Origin of the sequence: Kocuria rosea, from assembly GCF_006094695.1 — a bacterium.
Taxonomy (GTDB): domain Bacteria; phylum Actinomycetota; class Actinomycetes; order Actinomycetales; family Micrococcaceae; genus Kocuria; species Kocuria rosea.
The window spans coordinates 1,915,410-1,930,038 of sequence record NZ_CP035103.1 but is presented as its reverse complement, the minus strand read 5'-3'; the positions used below and the strand labels follow the sequence as shown (position 1 = coordinate 1,930,038).

Genomic DNA, 14,629 nt, shown 5'->3' with positions numbered 1-14,629 from the left:
GGGGTCATCGGGCCGGGTCCGTGAGCCGGGCGTCCAACCCGTACTGCTCGTGGGCTCCCAGGTTCTCGCGCAGGGTGGGGCCCTCGTAGTCGTGGTGGTAGAGCCCGCGCTCCTGCAGGATGGGCACGACCTCGTCGACGAAGGTGTCGATCCCGTCCTCGTAGACGTCGATGGAGACCCAGAAGCCGTCGGCCGCCCCGGCCTCGAACCACTCCTGCAGGTGGTCGGCGGTCACGGAGGCAGGACCCACCGGGGTCGGGTGGTAGTCGATGACCCCGTGGGCGAGAACGTCGCGGATGGTCCACCCTTCGCGGGCGACTTCCAGCGCTCGCGGGGAGCGGGGATCGAAGGGGTTGGGGCGGGCGGCGGCCAGCTGGGCGGGAGTCAGCGGCCGGTCCAGCTGACCGACCTCCAGCTCCAGTCCCAGCATGGACCCCAGGTACGGGACACGGGCCGGGAATATGAGCTCGCCCAGGGCCACGCGGCGGTCCAGGGCGGCGCGCTTGGTGGGGCCGATGGCCGGCATCACCCCGGCGAAGAACTTCACCTCGTCAGGGTTCCGTCCGGCCCGTCGTGCAGCGTCCCTGATGGCTTCGCGCTGGGCCCGGGCGTCCTCGATGGTGAACACCGCGCCGATAACCGCGCTGGCGTACCGGCCGGCTATCTCGAGCCCGTTCGCCCCGCCGCCGGCGGAGAAGATCACCGGCTGGCCCTGCTCCGAAGGCGGAATGGGCAGCGGCCCCTGGGAGGCGACGTGCTCCCCGCCCAGGTTGATCGCCTGGATCTTGCCCGGGTCGGCGAACCGCCCGGTGGCGGGGTCCTTGTGCCAGGCGTCGGGCTGCCAGCTGCCCCACAGCGCCTGGGTGATCTGGATGGTCTCGTGGGCGCGCTGGTAGCGCTGTGGTCGGGCGGCGATCTGGCGGCCGAAGTTGGCCGCGGAGCTGGGGTCGCTGGTGGTCACCGCGTTCCAGCCGGCCCGGCCGTGGCTCATCACGTCCAGGGCCTTGAACTGCCGGGCGAGGTTGTAGGGCTCGTTGAAGGTCGTCGAGCCGGTGGCCACCAGCCCGATGCGCCGGGTGCCCCGAGCGATCGCCGCCAGCGTCATCATGGGTTCCAGGGTCAGCATGGGTGCCTCGTGCTCCGGGTCCCCGCTCAGGGCCAGGAAGTCGGGCAGGAACAGGAAAGCGAACTTCCCGCGTTCGGCGGCCTGGGCGTAGCGGACCTGGGCGTCGAAGTCGGTGTAGTTGGACGGGTCCACCCCGGGGGCCCGCCAGGCGGCGGGCTGGGAGCCGTAGCCGTTGCCGAGCTGCATGCCGAGGATCATCTGCGGGCTGGTCATCGAGGAGTCTCCAGTGAGAGGGCACTTAAACGGAGCCTTTCTCCGTATACTCGCTCCAACGATACGGAGAAAGTCTCCGGATTGTCAAAGGGCCGGGAACCCTGCTCCGGAAGGTGGACGAGCGCTGGGCAACCGCGGGGACAGATGTCGCGGTGAAATCAGTGGGCCACCGTGCCGACCTCCGGCCGGGTCAGAAGGTGCGCTCGGCCACCCGTACCCGCTGCGCGCCCTCGAGGGCGGAGACCAGCCGGGCGGCCGGCACGGTCCCGGCGGGGGCCTCGAGCAGGCGCTCATCGGGGGTGGTGGGATCGGCGAGGTAGAGGCGGGTGTAGGCGGCGGCCTCAGGCTCGAACCGCCAGCTCTCGGCCAGGGTGCCGGTGTCGACGGTGTCGAAGCCGAACCGATCGATCAGTGCCGCCACTCGAGTCTTCGCCGCGGCGTCGTTGCCCGCGATGGGCAGTGCGGTGCGGTCAGGCACCCCGGCGGGGCGGGCCAGGGCGGGGATGTGGTGGGCGAGGATGTTGTTGAACGCCTTGACCAGCTGGGCTCCGGCGAAGTGGCGCTGGACGAGCTCGCCGGTGGTGAACTCGTCCGCATCGAGGACGGGAATGCGCCCGTCGCGGAACGGGTAGTAGTTGCTGGTGTCGACCACCGTCCTTCCCTCCAGCAGGGCCGCCGGGATCGCGGTCGTCGCGGTCAGCGGCACGGACAGCACCACGAACTCCCCGGCGGCAGCCGCCTGCTCGACGGCACCGGCGGTGGCCAGCGGGCCCAACTCGGCAACGAGATCGATGAGGGTTTCGGGACCGCGGGAGTTGGCGACGACGACCGGGGTGCCGGCCGCTGTCGCCAGGCGGGCGATGGCCGCACCGATGTTCCCGCTGCCGATGATTCCAAGGGTGGGCATGACGAGTCCTCGCTCCGGGATAGGTGGAATGGGGTCGGGGTGGTGACGTTCACTGGGGCGCAGGTCCCGTCGTTGGCGGTTCACGACGTGCCGGCGGGCCGATGTCTGGGACTCCCCATGGACTCCGCGGTCGTTGCCGCTTCGTTCCGAGGAACACCGCGCTCGACGCTGGGCTGCGTGGGCGGTCCCGTGGCTGCCCGTGCTGGTCAGTTCGCAGGGGCGTCTTCGGGTCGGGGTGTGGCCCAGCCGGAGCGGATCATCTCGCGCACGGCCTGGGCCGAGGCCTCGTCGGCCATGGCTGCCCCGCGCACCCAGGCCGTGGCCAGGGCGGCCAGGAACAGGTCCCGCCCGCGCACCCACGACCGGGCTGTGCCCTCGCGCTGGGCCGCGCCGAGGAACTCCTCGGTGGTCGCAATGAAGCCCTGGCAGGTGATCGCCAGCGGGGAGGACTCCTGGGACAGTGCCGCCCGCAGGGGGTCGGGCAGTCCGTCGAAGGCGGTCACCCACTCCCCCAGCGCGTCCAGCCAGTGCTCCAGAGCAACCGCCGCGTCGGTCTCCTGCCTGAGGGCCTCGAGCTGGGCCTCCAGCTCCTCGTTGCGGGCCTGCAGCAGGGCGGCCAGCAGGGCGTCGCGGTTGGGGAAGTGCCGGTAGAGGGTTCCGGCTCCCACGCCGGCCCGCTTGGCCAGCGCGTCCAGGGACCCGGTGATGCCGGCCTCGGCGAAGAACTCTTCGGCGACTTCGAGGATGCGTGTGCGGTTGCGCCGTGCGTCGGTGCGCGGCCGGCGCGTGCCGGTCTCTGCCTCGGTCATGGTCGGGCTCCTCTCCTCGAGTAAGTGGAGACTATCTCCGCATGGTCGTCGAGGGCAAGCGAGGGCGTCTTTTACATCAAGACCCGCGGTGTTCCGCCCGGCAGGATCCACACCTCCGGCCACCTGCAGAACCAGCTCAGCCCCAGCCACCGCACTGCACCACGGCCGGGGACTCGATCTGGGAACTGCGGCACGCACTCCGGGCATGACCCCCGCACCAACGCCACCGATGCTGCGCCATTGACCCACAGACCCCAGTCGCCAACCCCCACCCGAGACGTGGCCACGATCACCGGCAGGGAGAGAGGCAACCACTTGTCAAACGGAGTTACTCTCCGCTTTACTGATGCGGAGGCGTTCTCCGTTTGAGGTTACGCCTCTCCCCCGCCATTGACCACAGGGACCCGGGTTGCCCGGATTCCTCCTCGAGGCCGAACCACAGCGTGATGAAAGAGAGCCCCCGATGACCACCCGCCAGGCGTCGATCGACCCACAGCCCGACACCGAGCCCCCCGTTCTGAGCACTTCCCAGGTCGTGGATGCGCGCGACAAACTGGCCCCCGGTGATGGCCTCGTCCTGGGGCTGCTGATGGCCTCGACCTTCATCGTGCTGCTGAACGAGATGCTGCTGGGGGTCGCGCTGCCCACCCTCATCGAGGAGCTGGCGATCACCGCGACGACCGGGCAGTGGCTGACCACCGGCTACCTGCTCACCCTCGCCGTCCTGATCCCGGCCACCGGCTTCGTGATGCGCAAGTTCCACCTGCGCACCGTCTTCCTGACCGCGATGTCGCTCTTCACTGCAGGGACGGTGCTCGCCGCCCTCGCCCCCGGCTTCGGGGTCCTGTTCACCGGCCGGATCATCCAGGCCATCGGCACCGCCGTCTTCCTGCCGCTGCTGATGGCCACCACCATGCGCCTGGTTCCGGCGGCCCGCCAGGGCCGGTTCATGGCGCTGGTCGTGATCGTCTCCTCCGCAGCACCGGCCCTGGGCCCGGCGGTCTCGGGCCTGGTCCTGTCCCAGCTGAGCTGGCGGTGGTTGTTCCTGCTGATGGTGCCGGTCGCCCTGACCGGGCTCGTGCTGGGCGCGGTGAAGCTGCGCAACATCACCACACCGGAGCCGATCAAGCTCGACGTGCTCTCCCTCGTTCTCTCGGCTGCGGGGTTCGGCGCACTGGTCTACGGGCTGGCCACCATCGGGGAGTCCACCTCGGGCCACACCCCCGTCTCCCCCTCCCTGCCGATCCTCGTCGGCGTCCTGGGCGTCGCCGCGTTCGTCCTGCGGCAGCGGGCGCTCCAGCGCACCGACGACGCGCTGCTGGACGTGCGGATCTTCGCCGTGAAGTCCTTCACGGTGCCGCTGCTGGTGATGCTGGCCCTGACCATGACGGCCTTCGGCACGGGAGTCGTCTTCCCGCTGCTGCTGAGCAGTGTCAGCGGGTTGGGCACCTTGCAGATCGGGCTCTTCCTCGTGCCCGGTGGCATCACGATCGCCGTGGTCTCGGCCAGCGGCGGGCGGCTCTACGACCGCCTCGGCCCCCGGCCCCTGGCGGTCCCCGGGGCACTCATCGTGGCCGCCTCCCTGTGGTTCCTGAGCCGCATCGACTCCGGCACGGCCGTCTCGACGCTGCTCATCGCCTACATCACCATGATCATCGGGCAGGCACTGATGTGGAGCCCGCTGACCACGGCCGCACTGTCGGCACTGCCCGCCCATCTGTACCCCCACGGCAGCGCGGCCTTCGGCACCATCCAGCAGCTCGGTGGCGCGGCCGGCACCGCCGTGCTCGTCTCCGCCTACACCCTTGGGTCCACCGCACACGGCACCGGCCCCTTGGACCTGGCCCAGTCCGTCTCGGCCGCACAAGCCGCCTTCACCGCCGCGGCCGTCGTCGCCTCCGCCTCGGCTCTCGCCACCCTGTTCGTGCGCCGCCCCCGATCGGTCGACCCGCACACCCCCGCGGAACCCACACTCACGGCCCCGGCCGCAACGGCCTGACCCACACCCCCTCGCCCCCATCGGGCATCCACCTGCAGCAAAGGAGACAGACCATGAAGATCGGCATTCTGGGCACCGGGCACATCGGCACCACCCTGACCCAGCGGTTGAGCGCAGCCGGACACGACGTCGAGGTCGCCAACTCGCGCGGGCCCGAAACGATCGGGGCCGAGGTGCTGGCCTCAGGCGGACGTGCGGTCCTGGCGGCCGAAGCGGTCATCGATGTCGACGTCGTGATCCTCTCCGTTCCCCTGCACCGTCTTCCGCAGCTCGCGCCGCTGCTCACCGCTCTGCCGTCCGGCACCGTGGTCATCGACACCTCGAACTACTATCCGCAGCGCGACGGCAGGATCGAGGCCATCGAGGCCGGTCAGGTCGAGAGCCTGTGGGTGGCCGAACAGCTGGGGCGACCGGTCGTCAAGGCGTGGAACGCCATCGGCTCCCCCTCCTTCGCAGCCAAGGGTCAACCGGCAGGCAGTCCGGACCGCATCGCCATCCCCGTGGCAGCCGATGACGACCACCACCGGGCCGTGGGCATGGCCCTCGTCGAAGCCACCGGCTTCGACGCCTTCGACGCGGGCCCGTTGACGCAGCCGTGGCGCCAGCAGCCGGGCACCCCGTGCTACTGCACCGACCTCGCCCTCGAAGAGATGCCGGAGCAGTGGGGGGCAGCGGACGCGAGGCGATCGCCGACGCGACGCGACCTGGCCGTCGCCGCCATCCAGGAACGAGTCGGGGACGCCACCACCAACCTCGACGCCGAATACGGCGTACGCCTCAACCGCGCCCTCTTCATCTGAACCCGTAAGACCCTTTGGCCCGCTTCCTGGCAAACACGGTGAAAACCAACCCATTCTGCAACGTCCCCCTCATAGGCCGTGACCGGCAGCCAGGCCATATGCAAAGCGCTCCCTTGGCATAGTGAGCGCTATGACTTTGCTCGACCGCCCACTGACCTACCCGGAGGTCGGCGCTACCGCCGGGCAGTTGCCCGACGGATACGACCATCTGAGGGCCCAGCGAGTCCTCGGACACGGGGAGTCGATGTTCCGCCGCGCCACCGAACGCCTGATGAGCTGGCAGATGCACCGAGCAGCCGGCCTAACCGTCGAGGCCACCACACCCCGGGTCGAGCAGGGTAGCCGCGTCCGTCTGCGCCTGGGCCGGCACATGCTGCGGATCTCCTTCGGATGCCAGGTGATCTACGTGGTGGAGGAGGAGCGCCGGCGGGGCTTCGCCTACGGGACCCTGCAAGGCCACCCCGAGCAGGGCGAGGAGAGGTTCTGCCTCGACTGGCGGGACGATGACGCGGTCGTGTTCACCATCACCGCCTTCTCCCGGCCAGGCGTCTGGTGGTCCCGCGCCCTGGCACCGATCAGCCATCGCCTGCAGCAGCAATACACCCGGCGATACCTCCACGCTCTGTAGCGCCCCGCCGATACCTGGGGAGCATGCGCCGCAAGGGAACGCGTCCTCGGCGCTGAAGGCCTCAGCCATCAGCACACCGAGGAGATGGTCGTGGTGCTGCAGCAGCCCTGGACCGGGGTCGGGGCGCGATTCCACATCCAAGATCTGTGGCTGTACGTGGCCCCCACGGTCGTGGTCGTCCTGCTGTTCGCCGGCATCATCGACCGGTTCGAAGACCTCGTGCAAACCGGTCTGCTGTTCGTCGCCGCGGCCTTCCGGCTCCCCGAAGTGTGGGGATTGACCCTCTCGTCGGTTCGCGCGGTCTTCAGTCGGCACCTGTCCCCGCCTCGACCACCACTTTGCCGAGCGCGTGCCCGTCGCCGACGTAGGTGAGCGCTTCGGGCACCTGCTCGAGCGGGAACACGCGGTCGATGTAGATACGGACATCTCCCGCGATGCATCGGTCGGCAAGAGGCGAGAAATGCGCCGGCCCCGGCTTGACGGCAAGAACCCCCAAACGCCGACCCGTCATCGCGCCGATCAGTGCGCCGACCGTCACCACTCGCAGCAGGGCGCGCGTCGTCCCGCCGACGATCAGGTACGTGCCACCGGGGGCGAGCGCACGGCGATACGCGAACACCGACCGTCGGGCGACGAGGTCGATGATGAGGTCGTACGGACCGGTGCGCGTGAAGTCGTCGGCGCGATGGTCGATGACCTCGGCGGCCCCCAGGGATCGCATGAAGTCGAGCTTGCCGGCGTTGTCCACGGCCGTGACACGGATGCCGGAAGCAGCGGCGAGCTGGAGCGCGAACGCCCCAGTTCCTCCGCCTGCGCCGTTGATCAGCATCCGCTCACCGGGCTTCGCGCGCGCAACGGCTTGCACCGCGATCGCCCCCGACTGCGGCAGTGTCGACGCCTCGGCAAATGACAGTCCGGCCGGCTTGAGCGCGAGAGCGTGCTCGGGCGCCACGGCGTACTCCGCGAAGCCGCCTTTCAGAGTGAGATTGTCGCCGTAGACATCGTCACCGACCCGGAACAGCGTGACCCCTGCGCCCACTGCCTGGACCACTCCCGCGATGTCCGAACCGAGTGTGCGGCGGGCGGGTCTGAACAGGCCGCCGAATCGGGCATAGGCGGGCGACCCGTGCAGCCCCTCCCAATCGCTCAGATTGACCGAGGTCGCGATTACCCGCACGAGCACCTGGCCTCTCCCCGGGGTCGGCGTGGCGATATCGTCGAGCCGCAGCACATCGGGCGACCCGTAGCGGTCATGGACGATCGCTCTCATGTCCGCACGGCCATGCGCTAGCACTCGCCTCGCGCGGGGCTCTCGTCGGCGACCCGGCGCTCCAGGCCCTCCAGGAGCAGCTCCAACCCATAGTCGAACTCGTCCGCGAACGCGTAGGCGCCATCGCCCAGCAGCTCGGCGCGCGAGCGCGCAATGTGCGGATACAGCTCCGCCGACGCCGCGACCTTGAGGGCGAACGCTTCCTCGGCGCCGTCCCCCGGTTCGAACGGCAGGCTCGTCCACGTCAGCGCGAACCCGTACACGTAGGCGTCGATCGCGGAGAACGCGTGTGTTGCCAGCGCGGCGCTGAAGCCCTCGGTCATCAGCACGCCGAGGAGACGGTCGTGGTGCTGCAGCAGCGCTGGGCCGGGGTGGGGGCGCGATTCCATCATCCCGAGCGCCCACGGATGGGCGGTGAGCACCGACCGTGCCGATCGTGCCCGGCCGGTCAGCGCCTCTCGCCAGGTAGCGCCGACCTGGGGCAGTTCGATCCTCTCGAACACCCAGTCGGCGAGGTCGTCGAGCAGCGCCTCCTTGCTGGGGACGTGATGGTAGAGCGACATCGCCTCGACGCCGAGCGCCTTCGCGACACTGCGCATGCTCACGGCGGCGACACCCGCGCGGTCGGCGACCGCGGCGGCGGCGTCGATGATCCTCTCCCTGCTCAGTGGTGTGCGTCGCGTCATTTTCCCATCCTTGCGCACTTACGCCTGTAAGTCTACGCTGGTGATCACCCCTTACAATCGTAAGTCGCGCGTTCGACGAAACCCGAGGACCTGCCGGTCCTCACCACCACAACGGAGCCCATGATGAGAACACGTCGACACACCACCGCGCTGGAAGACCAGCGGATCCCGGTGCAGGCCAAACTCGCGGCAGCTTGGACCAGCTTGATGTTCTTCGTCATCTACATCGACTACTTCCACCTCTACCAGCCCGGCGCCATCGACCAGATCCGGGGTGGCGGCATCTTCGAGTTCGCCATCACCCCGACGTTGTTGACCCTTTTCGTCGTGGTCATCGGGATCCCGGCCCTGATGGTGGTGCTCTCCATGACGCTGCCCGCCGGTGTGAACCGCGCCGCGAACCTCGTCGTGGCAGCGCTCTACATCCCCGTCATGGTGTTCAACGCGGCAGGTACGTCCTTGGACTGGGCCTTCTACTACGGCTTCCACATCACCATCGAGGTGCTGCTCCTGGTCTTCATCCTGCGCTCCGCCTGGACCTGGCCGCGCACCGCGTCGCCGGCAACCATGGCGACCAGCCCGGACCGGGAAGCCGCTCGCATCCAGCAGCAAACGTGAACCCAAGAAGAGTCCCCGTCCTGTTCACAGCCATCTGCCTCGGTGCCGCGGTGCGGGCCTCCTGGCGGTGGGACACCAACTACCACCGGGACGTCGCGTGGGGGCCTGCCAAGACCCCTACCGGAAGGTCAGGTCATGGGATGCGCACACAGGCCCGCCACCGCCCAGGAAGGTCTCGGTCATGATCGAGGCACACGAGCTCACCCAGCGCTGCGGCGGCACCACCGCCGCGGAGCACATCGGTGCGATCGCCTTCCGGAACGGACTGCTCGTCCTGCTGCTGCCCGGCATCCTCAGCTTCATCCGCCTGGTGTGGGCGGAGACCATCGTCAGCCGCCTACCGCTGCCGGCGTCCTCAGCACTCCTCACCACCGGAGCAGCCGAGATGCAAGGTGCCTACCTCTCCGCACAGGCGAGCCTGATCGTGATGGCCGCCTATGTTGTCGTCCCTCTCGCGACGGCCGCCGTCGTGCACTCAGTGCGGCAGCAGAGGGCGCCGGTCACGGCTCACCGATGACTGGAACTGCACCCTTCAACCCTCCGGCGATGCCCATGAACCGACTGAGACAGGAGAACACCATGAACTCACGCACTCGGCATCCGCGCAGAACGATGAGGGCCATCACCCAGCTGAGATACGGCGGGACCGAGGTGCTCTCCCTCGCCGAGGTCGAGACGCCGGGGACTGTCGCTTTAACGGTGGAGGAGGCCCAGAGGAGGCGAAGGCTTTAACACCGTGTGGAGTTCGCGTCGTCTCAGGTGGGGATCGTGATGATGGGTCGGTTTACCTCGACGACCCCGCCGCCGGCGGCAGTGCCCAGGCTGATCAGGCGTCCCTCCAGGGTGAGCCGCTGGGTGGGGCTGCCGGTGGTGGTGTTGGCCGCGATGCTGCCGCGAGCCAGGTAAGCACCCCGGGCGGTGGTGCTGATGCCCAGGGTGATGCTGCCGGTCGAAGCCCAGTAGACGTTGGCCGCTCTTGCCTGGTTGCTCAGGAGCACGCGGCTGCCGTCCGCGGCGGTGATGGTGGCGGCACGGAAGATGAACTGCGCGCCAGGGTCCCCTTGGGCATCCAGGGTCAGGTCACCGGTAACGGTGAAGGTCCCGGTGGTGCTCGTGTAGATCCCCGGCGTGATCCTGCCCGTCAGCACCGTGGGGCGGCTGACAGTCGCCGGGCGGGCGAGCAGGGCGGCCTCGAGGGCACGGGCGTCGGTCATGGCGCCGGCGGCCGCCGTGGTGCCGGGCTCGACCGTCCCGGTGACGTTGCGCCGAGATCCGCTGGACTGCAGATTCTCGATGGCCAGACCGGGGTAGGTGCCCACACTGCCGCCGACCGAGGTGGGGTGCCCGCCGGGGGTGTGGTCGGTGAGGCGACCGGAGGCCAGGAGCGCGTAGTCCCTGGCTCGCCCCAGGGTGATCGCCGGCATGCCCACGTATCGCCAGGAAGCGCTGGTGCCGGTTCGAGCAGTGAACGCCGCGGTGCTCGGCGGCACCGGCCAGGCCGTCAGCCCGGCCAGGACCGCGGTGCCGGCCACGGCCAGGGCGCCGCGGCGGGCGAGCACCGGAAGCTCCTGAGTGTCGTCCTCTACTTCCTCGCCCTCCTGGTCGTCGTCGTCGCGTGCCCGCGGGACGAAGACGGCCAGAGCAATCAGCAAGGCCGCCACGGTGGCTGCGGCCCACAGGCCCAGGGACAGGTGCTGGCCGGCACCCAGCCACAATGAGGGGAGCCCGATGAACGGAACCAGAAGGCGGGCCTGGCCGATGATCTGCTCGCGGACCAGCGGGGTGGAGTCCACCTCGGCATTGGCGTCTCCGGCGGTGGCGTAGGTGCCATCCTCGTGGTCGATCACGATCCGGTGCAGGATCGGGCGCTCCACCCCGCTGGGCTGGGCCTCGGCGGGGCTGATGAACTGCACGACCCCACCGAGCGGCACCGGCTGATCATCCGGCAGGTCGGCGAGCACGACGACGTCACCCGGGTCGATGTGCGGTTCCATCGACCCGGTCTCGATGACGGTGGAGTGCCAGCCGAACAGGGCCGGGATCAGGGCGATGGCCGTCAGGGTGGCCAGCAGCACGAGGTAGATCTGGGCGGCGGCGCCGGTGCACAGCCGGACCCAGCCCCACAGCGCGGCCGTCACCGTGTCAGGTGTCGGCTCGGCGGTGGGGCTGGGCTCGTGGTGGGTCCGGCTCGTCACGAGGAGGGATCAGGCGGGGTCGTTGCTCTGCAGCTCCCAGACCAGGTCCACGCTCACGTTCGCGCCTTGCAGGGCGTCGATCTGCTGCGGGGTCAGGCCGGTGGTGTCGAACGTCCAAGTGCCGCGGTAGGTCGTCGACTCCCCGGCCGTGCCGGCCGTCTGCCACCGGGCGCCGCCGGTGGCGTAGTCGTTGTTGACCTGGGCCAGGGTGGACAGCGACTGGGCCGGCAGGGCGCCGGGCACGGGGCTGAAGTCGTCGCAGTTGTCGAAGGAACCGCCGGTGCCGCGCTCGACGCGCAGGTCGATGTGGTCCTGCAGTCCGGCGGCGGAGCCGGAGAGGTTCTGGGTGTAGGCGCGCACCTCACCGGCGACGGTGGAGTTGGAGGTCACCTCGATGCACTTCTCACCGGTCGCTCCGGGGACGAGGTTTTCCACGGTGAAGCCGGCGCGGCCTGCGTCGTCGTCGGTCAGGGCGACCTGGCCGGTGGCCCAGGAGTTGCCGGCGTTGCGGGTGGTGGCGGTGAAGGCCGCGGTGGAGCCCTGCCAGACCATCACGCCGGCCACGAGGACGGCGATGGGGGCGGCGGACAGACCGGCGATCTTGCGGGCCCGGGGAGAAGGAGCGTGCATGGTGGGTCCTGTTCCGCGACGGAGCCCAAGGGCAGGAGTGTCCTGCGCCGTCGCTGATGGAGGGTGAGGGGGGTCCAGTTGCGCCGTGATGGGGGTCGTCGGTCAACTGTGGTCACCTTATGAAGACGTCCCGGTGGATCTCCTGGACCTTCGGCCACTGCTGCTGTCCACCACCATCACCCCATGTGCGAACGGGAATGAGGGTGAGTAGTGCTGTCGCAACCTTCTGTCACATGCCTGACTGTCATGGCAGGGGTCCTGCGCGGAGGGGATGCCGCCGATTCAGGCTTCAACCTCCAGTAGCCGCACGAGGGTCTGGGTCCCCTCCAAGTCGAACGCCCCGAGGATCACCCCGTAGGCATGAGATCCGGAGCCGAACCTCTTGCCGGAATCCGCCTGCACGCACCGCGGCCACAGCACCCCGGCGGCCGTCAGGTCCTCATCGGTCAGCGACAGTACGCGCCCGGAGGCGTCGATGTAGCCGCGCACGGCCAGCTCGGCCACGACGTCGCTCTCGGGGCGGTCCCAGGGCTCTTTCACCGGGGACCGGCCGGTCCGGAAGACGTGGACCAATACTGAGCGGGGCCGGACACCGCCGCGGTGTCCGGCACACTGGCACGCAGTGGGCCCGGTCAGGCCTGGGCGACCTTGATGGTCACGTCGGGGCAGGCGGCGGCGATCCGGGTCAGGGCGGCCTTTTCCTTGCTGCCGACCTTCAGGCCCCAGCGGATCTTCACCGCCATCCACTCCCCCACATAGCCACAGCGGTGCTCGGGCGGCATCCACTCCTCCGGGCCGCGGGCCTGCTTGGTGGAGTTCAGCTCGGAGGTCTGGGCGCTGAGCGTACGGTGATCACCCAGGTCGTTGTAGAACGCCACCCGCTCGGTCTGGCTCCAGCCCCTCAGCCCGGAGCCCCAGGCCTCGTGGACCGGCACGGTGTGGTCGAGGTGTGCACCTTCCCGTCCCAGGTGGTGACCCACTTGCCGCCCTTGACGGTGCATCGCTTGGTGGTGGTGAAACTGGTCTTCGCCTTGGACTCGTTCTGCAGCACCTCGGCCCGGGTGTTCTGGCAGTCGCGATTGGTGTCATTCCAGTCGCCGAACTGCTTGTCCCGGTTGTAGTCGGCGTTGTTCTCCGCCGCCATCGGCAGAGACTCCACCGCGGTGCGCAACGGAGAGCTGTAAGTGCTCGCCGCCTGCGCCGGCGCTACCCCACCGGTGAAGAGCAGACCCGCCACCACCGTGGAGGCGGCCGCGGCACGCCACCCCGCATGAGTGGCGCCCGCAACGGGTGAGGACGAGGTGGAGCGGGGACGTGAGGAAAGAGCGAAAGGCATGAGGAGCCTCCGACATCAAAGGGACCAGGGCGCCTGGATCGGCGCCCCCTCACTCCCACAGGACAACTCTCGAGCGACCGTCATATGAGGGAGCGGTGTGGTGCCGGTCAGGTCAGGGGAAACGGACGACCATCCGGCCCCTCCCTCAGGTACCGCAGATCGGCCGGAGCCGGCCACTGATCGATGAGCTCCTCGACGACGTCGATCGCGCTCTCATCCTCATAGTGGGTTTCGTCGGCGAAGTCGATGGCGAGGTGGGACAACTTGCCCTCCAGGAGCTGGAGGCTGATCTGCAGCAGCGTGCCATCGGGTGCCTGGTAGTCGGCTCGGACGGGGTAGGTCTGGTGATGGGGCACCACGCGCACCACGTCGTCGGACACCTGGAACTCCACGGTGGTGGAGAACCCCTCGACTCCGTCATCGAAGAAGGACTCCTGTGCGACCATCAACTGCCCCAGCAGCACCCGGGCATCGGCGGTGTCAGTGGCCTGCAGAATCCCGAGCACCACCTCGCGCACCGCCGGGGTGAGCGCACGGGTGCGCACCGACTTCTCCCCCACTTCCGGGGCCTGCGCATCAGTCCGGGCCCCTGCACGGTCAACGACGTAGCCCACCACGCCGTGGTCGCAGCCACCCCCGCCCGATAGAGCCGTCGACGTGCCGGGCTCAACCGCGACGGATCGATCAAGCTCAGTGCGCCGAAAGCTGCGGCCGAGCTCGCGCCGAACACCGGGGAGACCGGATCAGTGAACCTGCTCGGGGCATGATGCATGAGGGCGTCCTTCCAGGTCAATGGCCTTCACCCTACGCATCACCAGCACCTCCCGGAGCGTGCCAGCTGCAGCAGATGTCATCAAGGCTGGCTTGCTGGCCGCCATCTCGCCATATGCAAGGCGGTCCCCCGCCACTGGCGGGCGCACCCCGCGCCCCGGAAGGATGGGCACATGAGCACTCCTGACCAGCCGCGCCCCCCGCTTCCGCCCTTCACCCACGAGAGCGCCCTCGCCAAGGTCCAGGCCGCCGAAGACGCCTGGAACAGCCGTGACCCCGAACGCGTCGCCGGCGCCTACTCCGTCGACACCGAGTGGCGCAACCGCGACCAATACATCCGCGGGCGTGAAGAGGTCGTCGCCTTTCTCACCGACAAGTGGGACCACGAGCTCGACTACCGCCTGCGCAAGAACCTCTGGTCCTTCACGGACAACCGGATCGGAGTGCGATTCCAGTACGAGTGGCACGACACCGGCGGGCAGTGGTGGCGCTCCTACGGCAACGAGCTGTGGGAATTCGACGAACTCGGCTACATGCGCCGCCGCGAGGCCTCCATCAACGACGTCGCCATCGGAGAGTCCGACCTGCGCATCACTCCCGGCGAGGGCGAGCTTCCCGTCTGGTGACGACGGCGGAAGTCC

Annotated in this window: 17 protein-coding genes; 6 read left to right on the top strand and 11 right to left on the bottom strand. The window is 69.2% G+C overall.

From position 1 onward, the window contains the following. Positions 1-4: 4 nt before the first annotated feature. From EQG70_RS08965 to EQG70_RS08955, 3 genes are all read right to left on the bottom strand, one after another. Positions 5-1,339, bottom strand: coding sequence for an NtaA/DmoA family FMN-dependent monooxygenase (locus EQG70_RS08965; RefSeq protein ID WP_109269314.1), 1,335 nt, complete (start codon positions 1,337-1,339; stop codon positions 5-7). Positions 1,340-1,529: 190 nt separating this feature from the next. Then, the gene (locus tag EQG70_RS08960; RefSeq protein ID WP_109269315.1) at positions 1,530-2,246 is read right to left on the bottom strand and encodes an NADPH-dependent F420 reductase; all 717 of its coding nucleotides are present in this window, start codon (positions 2,244-2,246) and stop codon (positions 1,530-1,532) included. Positions 2,247-2,452: 206 nt separating this feature from the next. Further along, positions 2,453-3,055: a TetR/AcrR family transcriptional regulator gene (locus EQG70_RS08955; RefSeq protein ID WP_109269316.1), complete on the bottom strand. Its 603-nt coding sequence runs from the start codon at positions 3,053-3,055 to the stop codon at positions 2,453-2,455. Positions 3,056-3,518: 463 nt separating this feature from the next. Here EQG70_RS08955 and EQG70_RS08950 point away from each other — a divergent pair, with 463 nt between their 5' ends. The 3 genes from EQG70_RS08950 to EQG70_RS08940 all read left to right on the top strand — a co-directional run bounded on the left by EQG70_RS08950 (position 3,519) and on the right by EQG70_RS08940 (position 6,482). Beyond that, positions 3,519-5,054, top strand: a complete 1,536-nt coding sequence (locus EQG70_RS08950) for a DHA2 family efflux MFS transporter permease subunit (protein WP_109269317.1) — start codon at positions 3,519-3,521, stop codon at positions 5,052-5,054. Between the two features lie 53 nt (positions 5,055-5,107). Then, positions 5,108-5,854 (top strand): NADPH-dependent F420 reductase, encoded by a 747-nt coding sequence (locus EQG70_RS08945; protein WP_109269318.1) that lies wholly within the window; start codon positions 5,108-5,110, stop codon positions 5,852-5,854. Positions 5,855-5,984: 130 nt separating this feature from the next. After that, positions 5,985-6,482, top strand: coding sequence for a DUF1990 family protein (locus EQG70_RS08940; RefSeq protein WP_109269319.1), 498 nt, complete (start codon positions 5,985-5,987; stop codon positions 6,480-6,482). 304 nt (positions 6,483-6,786) lie between these two features. Here EQG70_RS08940 and EQG70_RS08935 read toward each other — a convergent pair whose 3' ends face one another. Both EQG70_RS08935 and EQG70_RS08930 read right to left on the bottom strand, forming a co-directional pair. Beyond that, the gene (locus tag EQG70_RS08935; protein WP_109269320.1) at positions 6,787-7,752 is read right to left on the bottom strand and encodes an NAD(P)-dependent alcohol dehydrogenase; all 966 of its coding nucleotides are present in this window, start codon (positions 7,750-7,752) and stop codon (positions 6,787-6,789) included. A gap of 17 nt (positions 7,753-7,769) precedes the next feature. Continuing rightward, the gene (locus EQG70_RS08930) at positions 7,770-8,438 is read right to left on the bottom strand and encodes a TetR/AcrR family transcriptional regulator C-terminal domain-containing protein (RefSeq protein WP_109269321.1); all 669 of its coding nucleotides are present in this window, start codon (positions 8,436-8,438) and stop codon (positions 7,770-7,772) included. A 120-nt stretch (positions 8,439-8,558) separates the two neighbouring features. Between EQG70_RS08930 and EQG70_RS08925 the strand changes: the two genes are divergently transcribed. After that, positions 8,559-9,056: a DUF6326 family protein gene (locus tag EQG70_RS08925; RefSeq protein ID WP_241975578.1), complete on the top strand. Its 498-nt coding sequence runs from the start codon at positions 8,559-8,561 to the stop codon at positions 9,054-9,056. A gap of 181 nt (positions 9,057-9,237) precedes the next feature. Beyond that, a complete protein-coding gene (locus EQG70_RS08920; RefSeq protein ID WP_197722634.1) occupies positions 9,238-9,573 on the top strand; it encodes a hypothetical protein in 336 nt (111 codons plus the stop codon). Between the two features lie 238 nt (positions 9,574-9,811). Here the strand turns inward: EQG70_RS08920 and EQG70_RS08915 are convergent, their stop codons facing one another. The 6 genes from EQG70_RS08915 to EQG70_RS08895 all read right to left on the bottom strand — a co-directional run bounded on the left by EQG70_RS08915 (position 9,812) and on the right by EQG70_RS08895 (position 13,831). Next, a complete protein-coding gene (locus EQG70_RS08915; RefSeq protein ID WP_109269322.1) occupies positions 9,812-11,251 on the bottom strand; it encodes a signal peptidase I in 1,440 nt (479 codons plus the stop codon). Between the two features lie 9 nt (positions 11,252-11,260). Continuing rightward, a complete protein-coding gene (locus tag EQG70_RS08910) occupies positions 11,261-11,881 on the bottom strand; it encodes a hypothetical protein (RefSeq protein ID WP_109243911.1) in 621 nt (206 codons plus the stop codon). A 282-nt stretch (positions 11,882-12,163) separates the two neighbouring features. Next, a complete protein-coding gene (locus tag EQG70_RS08905; protein WP_126346282.1) occupies positions 12,164-12,421 on the bottom strand; it encodes a hypothetical protein in 258 nt (85 codons plus the stop codon). Between the two features lie 92 nt (positions 12,422-12,513). Beyond that, positions 12,514-12,759, bottom strand: coding sequence for a hypothetical protein (locus EQG70_RS18515; RefSeq protein ID WP_232035294.1), 246 nt, complete (start codon positions 12,757-12,759; stop codon positions 12,514-12,516). Between the two features lie 23 nt (positions 12,760-12,782). Next, positions 12,783-13,040: a hypothetical protein gene (locus EQG70_RS18510; protein ID WP_244296696.1), complete on the bottom strand. Its 258-nt coding sequence runs from the start codon at positions 13,038-13,040 to the stop codon at positions 12,783-12,785. Positions 13,041-13,324: 284 nt separating this feature from the next. Continuing rightward, positions 13,325-13,831 (bottom strand): hypothetical protein, encoded by a 507-nt coding sequence (locus EQG70_RS08895; protein ID WP_126346281.1) that lies wholly within the window; start codon positions 13,829-13,831, stop codon positions 13,325-13,327. Between the two features lie 330 nt (positions 13,832-14,161). Here EQG70_RS08895 and EQG70_RS08890 point away from each other — a divergent pair, with 330 nt between their 5' ends. Beyond that, the gene (locus EQG70_RS08890; RefSeq protein WP_109243908.1) at positions 14,162-14,614 is read left to right on the top strand and encodes a nuclear transport factor 2 family protein; all 453 of its coding nucleotides are present in this window, start codon (positions 14,162-14,164) and stop codon (positions 14,612-14,614) included. Positions 14,615-14,629 lie beyond the last annotated feature (15 nt).

Bases quoted from the DNA above. Each gene is read 5' to 3' on its own strand.
- EQG70_RS08940 (WP_109269319.1), top strand. From the start codon at position 5,985: ATGACTTTGCTCGACCGCCCACTGACCTACCCGGAGGTCGGCGCTACC.
- EQG70_RS08950 (WP_109269317.1), top strand. From the start codon at position 3,519: ATGACCACCCGCCAGGCGTCGATCGACCCACAGCCCGACACCGAGCCC.
- EQG70_RS08920 (WP_197722634.1), top strand. From the start codon at position 9,238: ATGATCGAGGCACACGAGCTCACCCAGCGCTGCGGCGGCACCACCGCC.
- EQG70_RS08955 (WP_109269316.1), bottom strand. From the start codon at position 3,055: ATGACCGAGGCAGAGACCGGCACGCGCCGGCCGCGCACCGACGCACGG.
- EQG70_RS08890 (WP_109243908.1), top strand. From the start codon at position 14,162: ATGAGCACTCCTGACCAGCCGCGCCCCCCGCTTCCGCCCTTCACCCAC.
- EQG70_RS08945 (WP_109269318.1), top strand. From the start codon at position 5,108: ATGAAGATCGGCATTCTGGGCACCGGGCACATCGGCACCACCCTGACC.
- EQG70_RS08925 (WP_241975578.1), top strand. From the start codon at position 8,559: ATGATGAGAACACGTCGACACACCACCGCGCTGGAAGACCAGCGGATC.
- EQG70_RS08960 (WP_109269315.1), bottom strand. From the start codon at position 2,246: ATGCCCACCCTTGGAATCATCGGCAGCGGGAACATCGGTGCGGCCATC.
- EQG70_RS08935 (WP_109269320.1), bottom strand. From the start codon at position 7,752: ATGAGAGCGATCGTCCATGACCGCTACGGGTCGCCCGATGTGCTGCGG.
- EQG70_RS08930 (WP_109269321.1), bottom strand. From the start codon at position 8,438: ATGACGCGACGCACACCACTGAGCAGGGAGAGGATCATCGACGCCGCC.
- EQG70_RS08910 (WP_109243911.1), bottom strand. From the start codon at position 11,881: ATGCACGCTCCTTCTCCCCGGGCCCGCAAGATCGCCGGTCTGTCCGCC.
- EQG70_RS08965 (WP_109269314.1), bottom strand. From the start codon at position 1,339: ATGACCAGCCCGCAGATGATCCTCGGCATGCAGCTCGGCAACGGCTAC.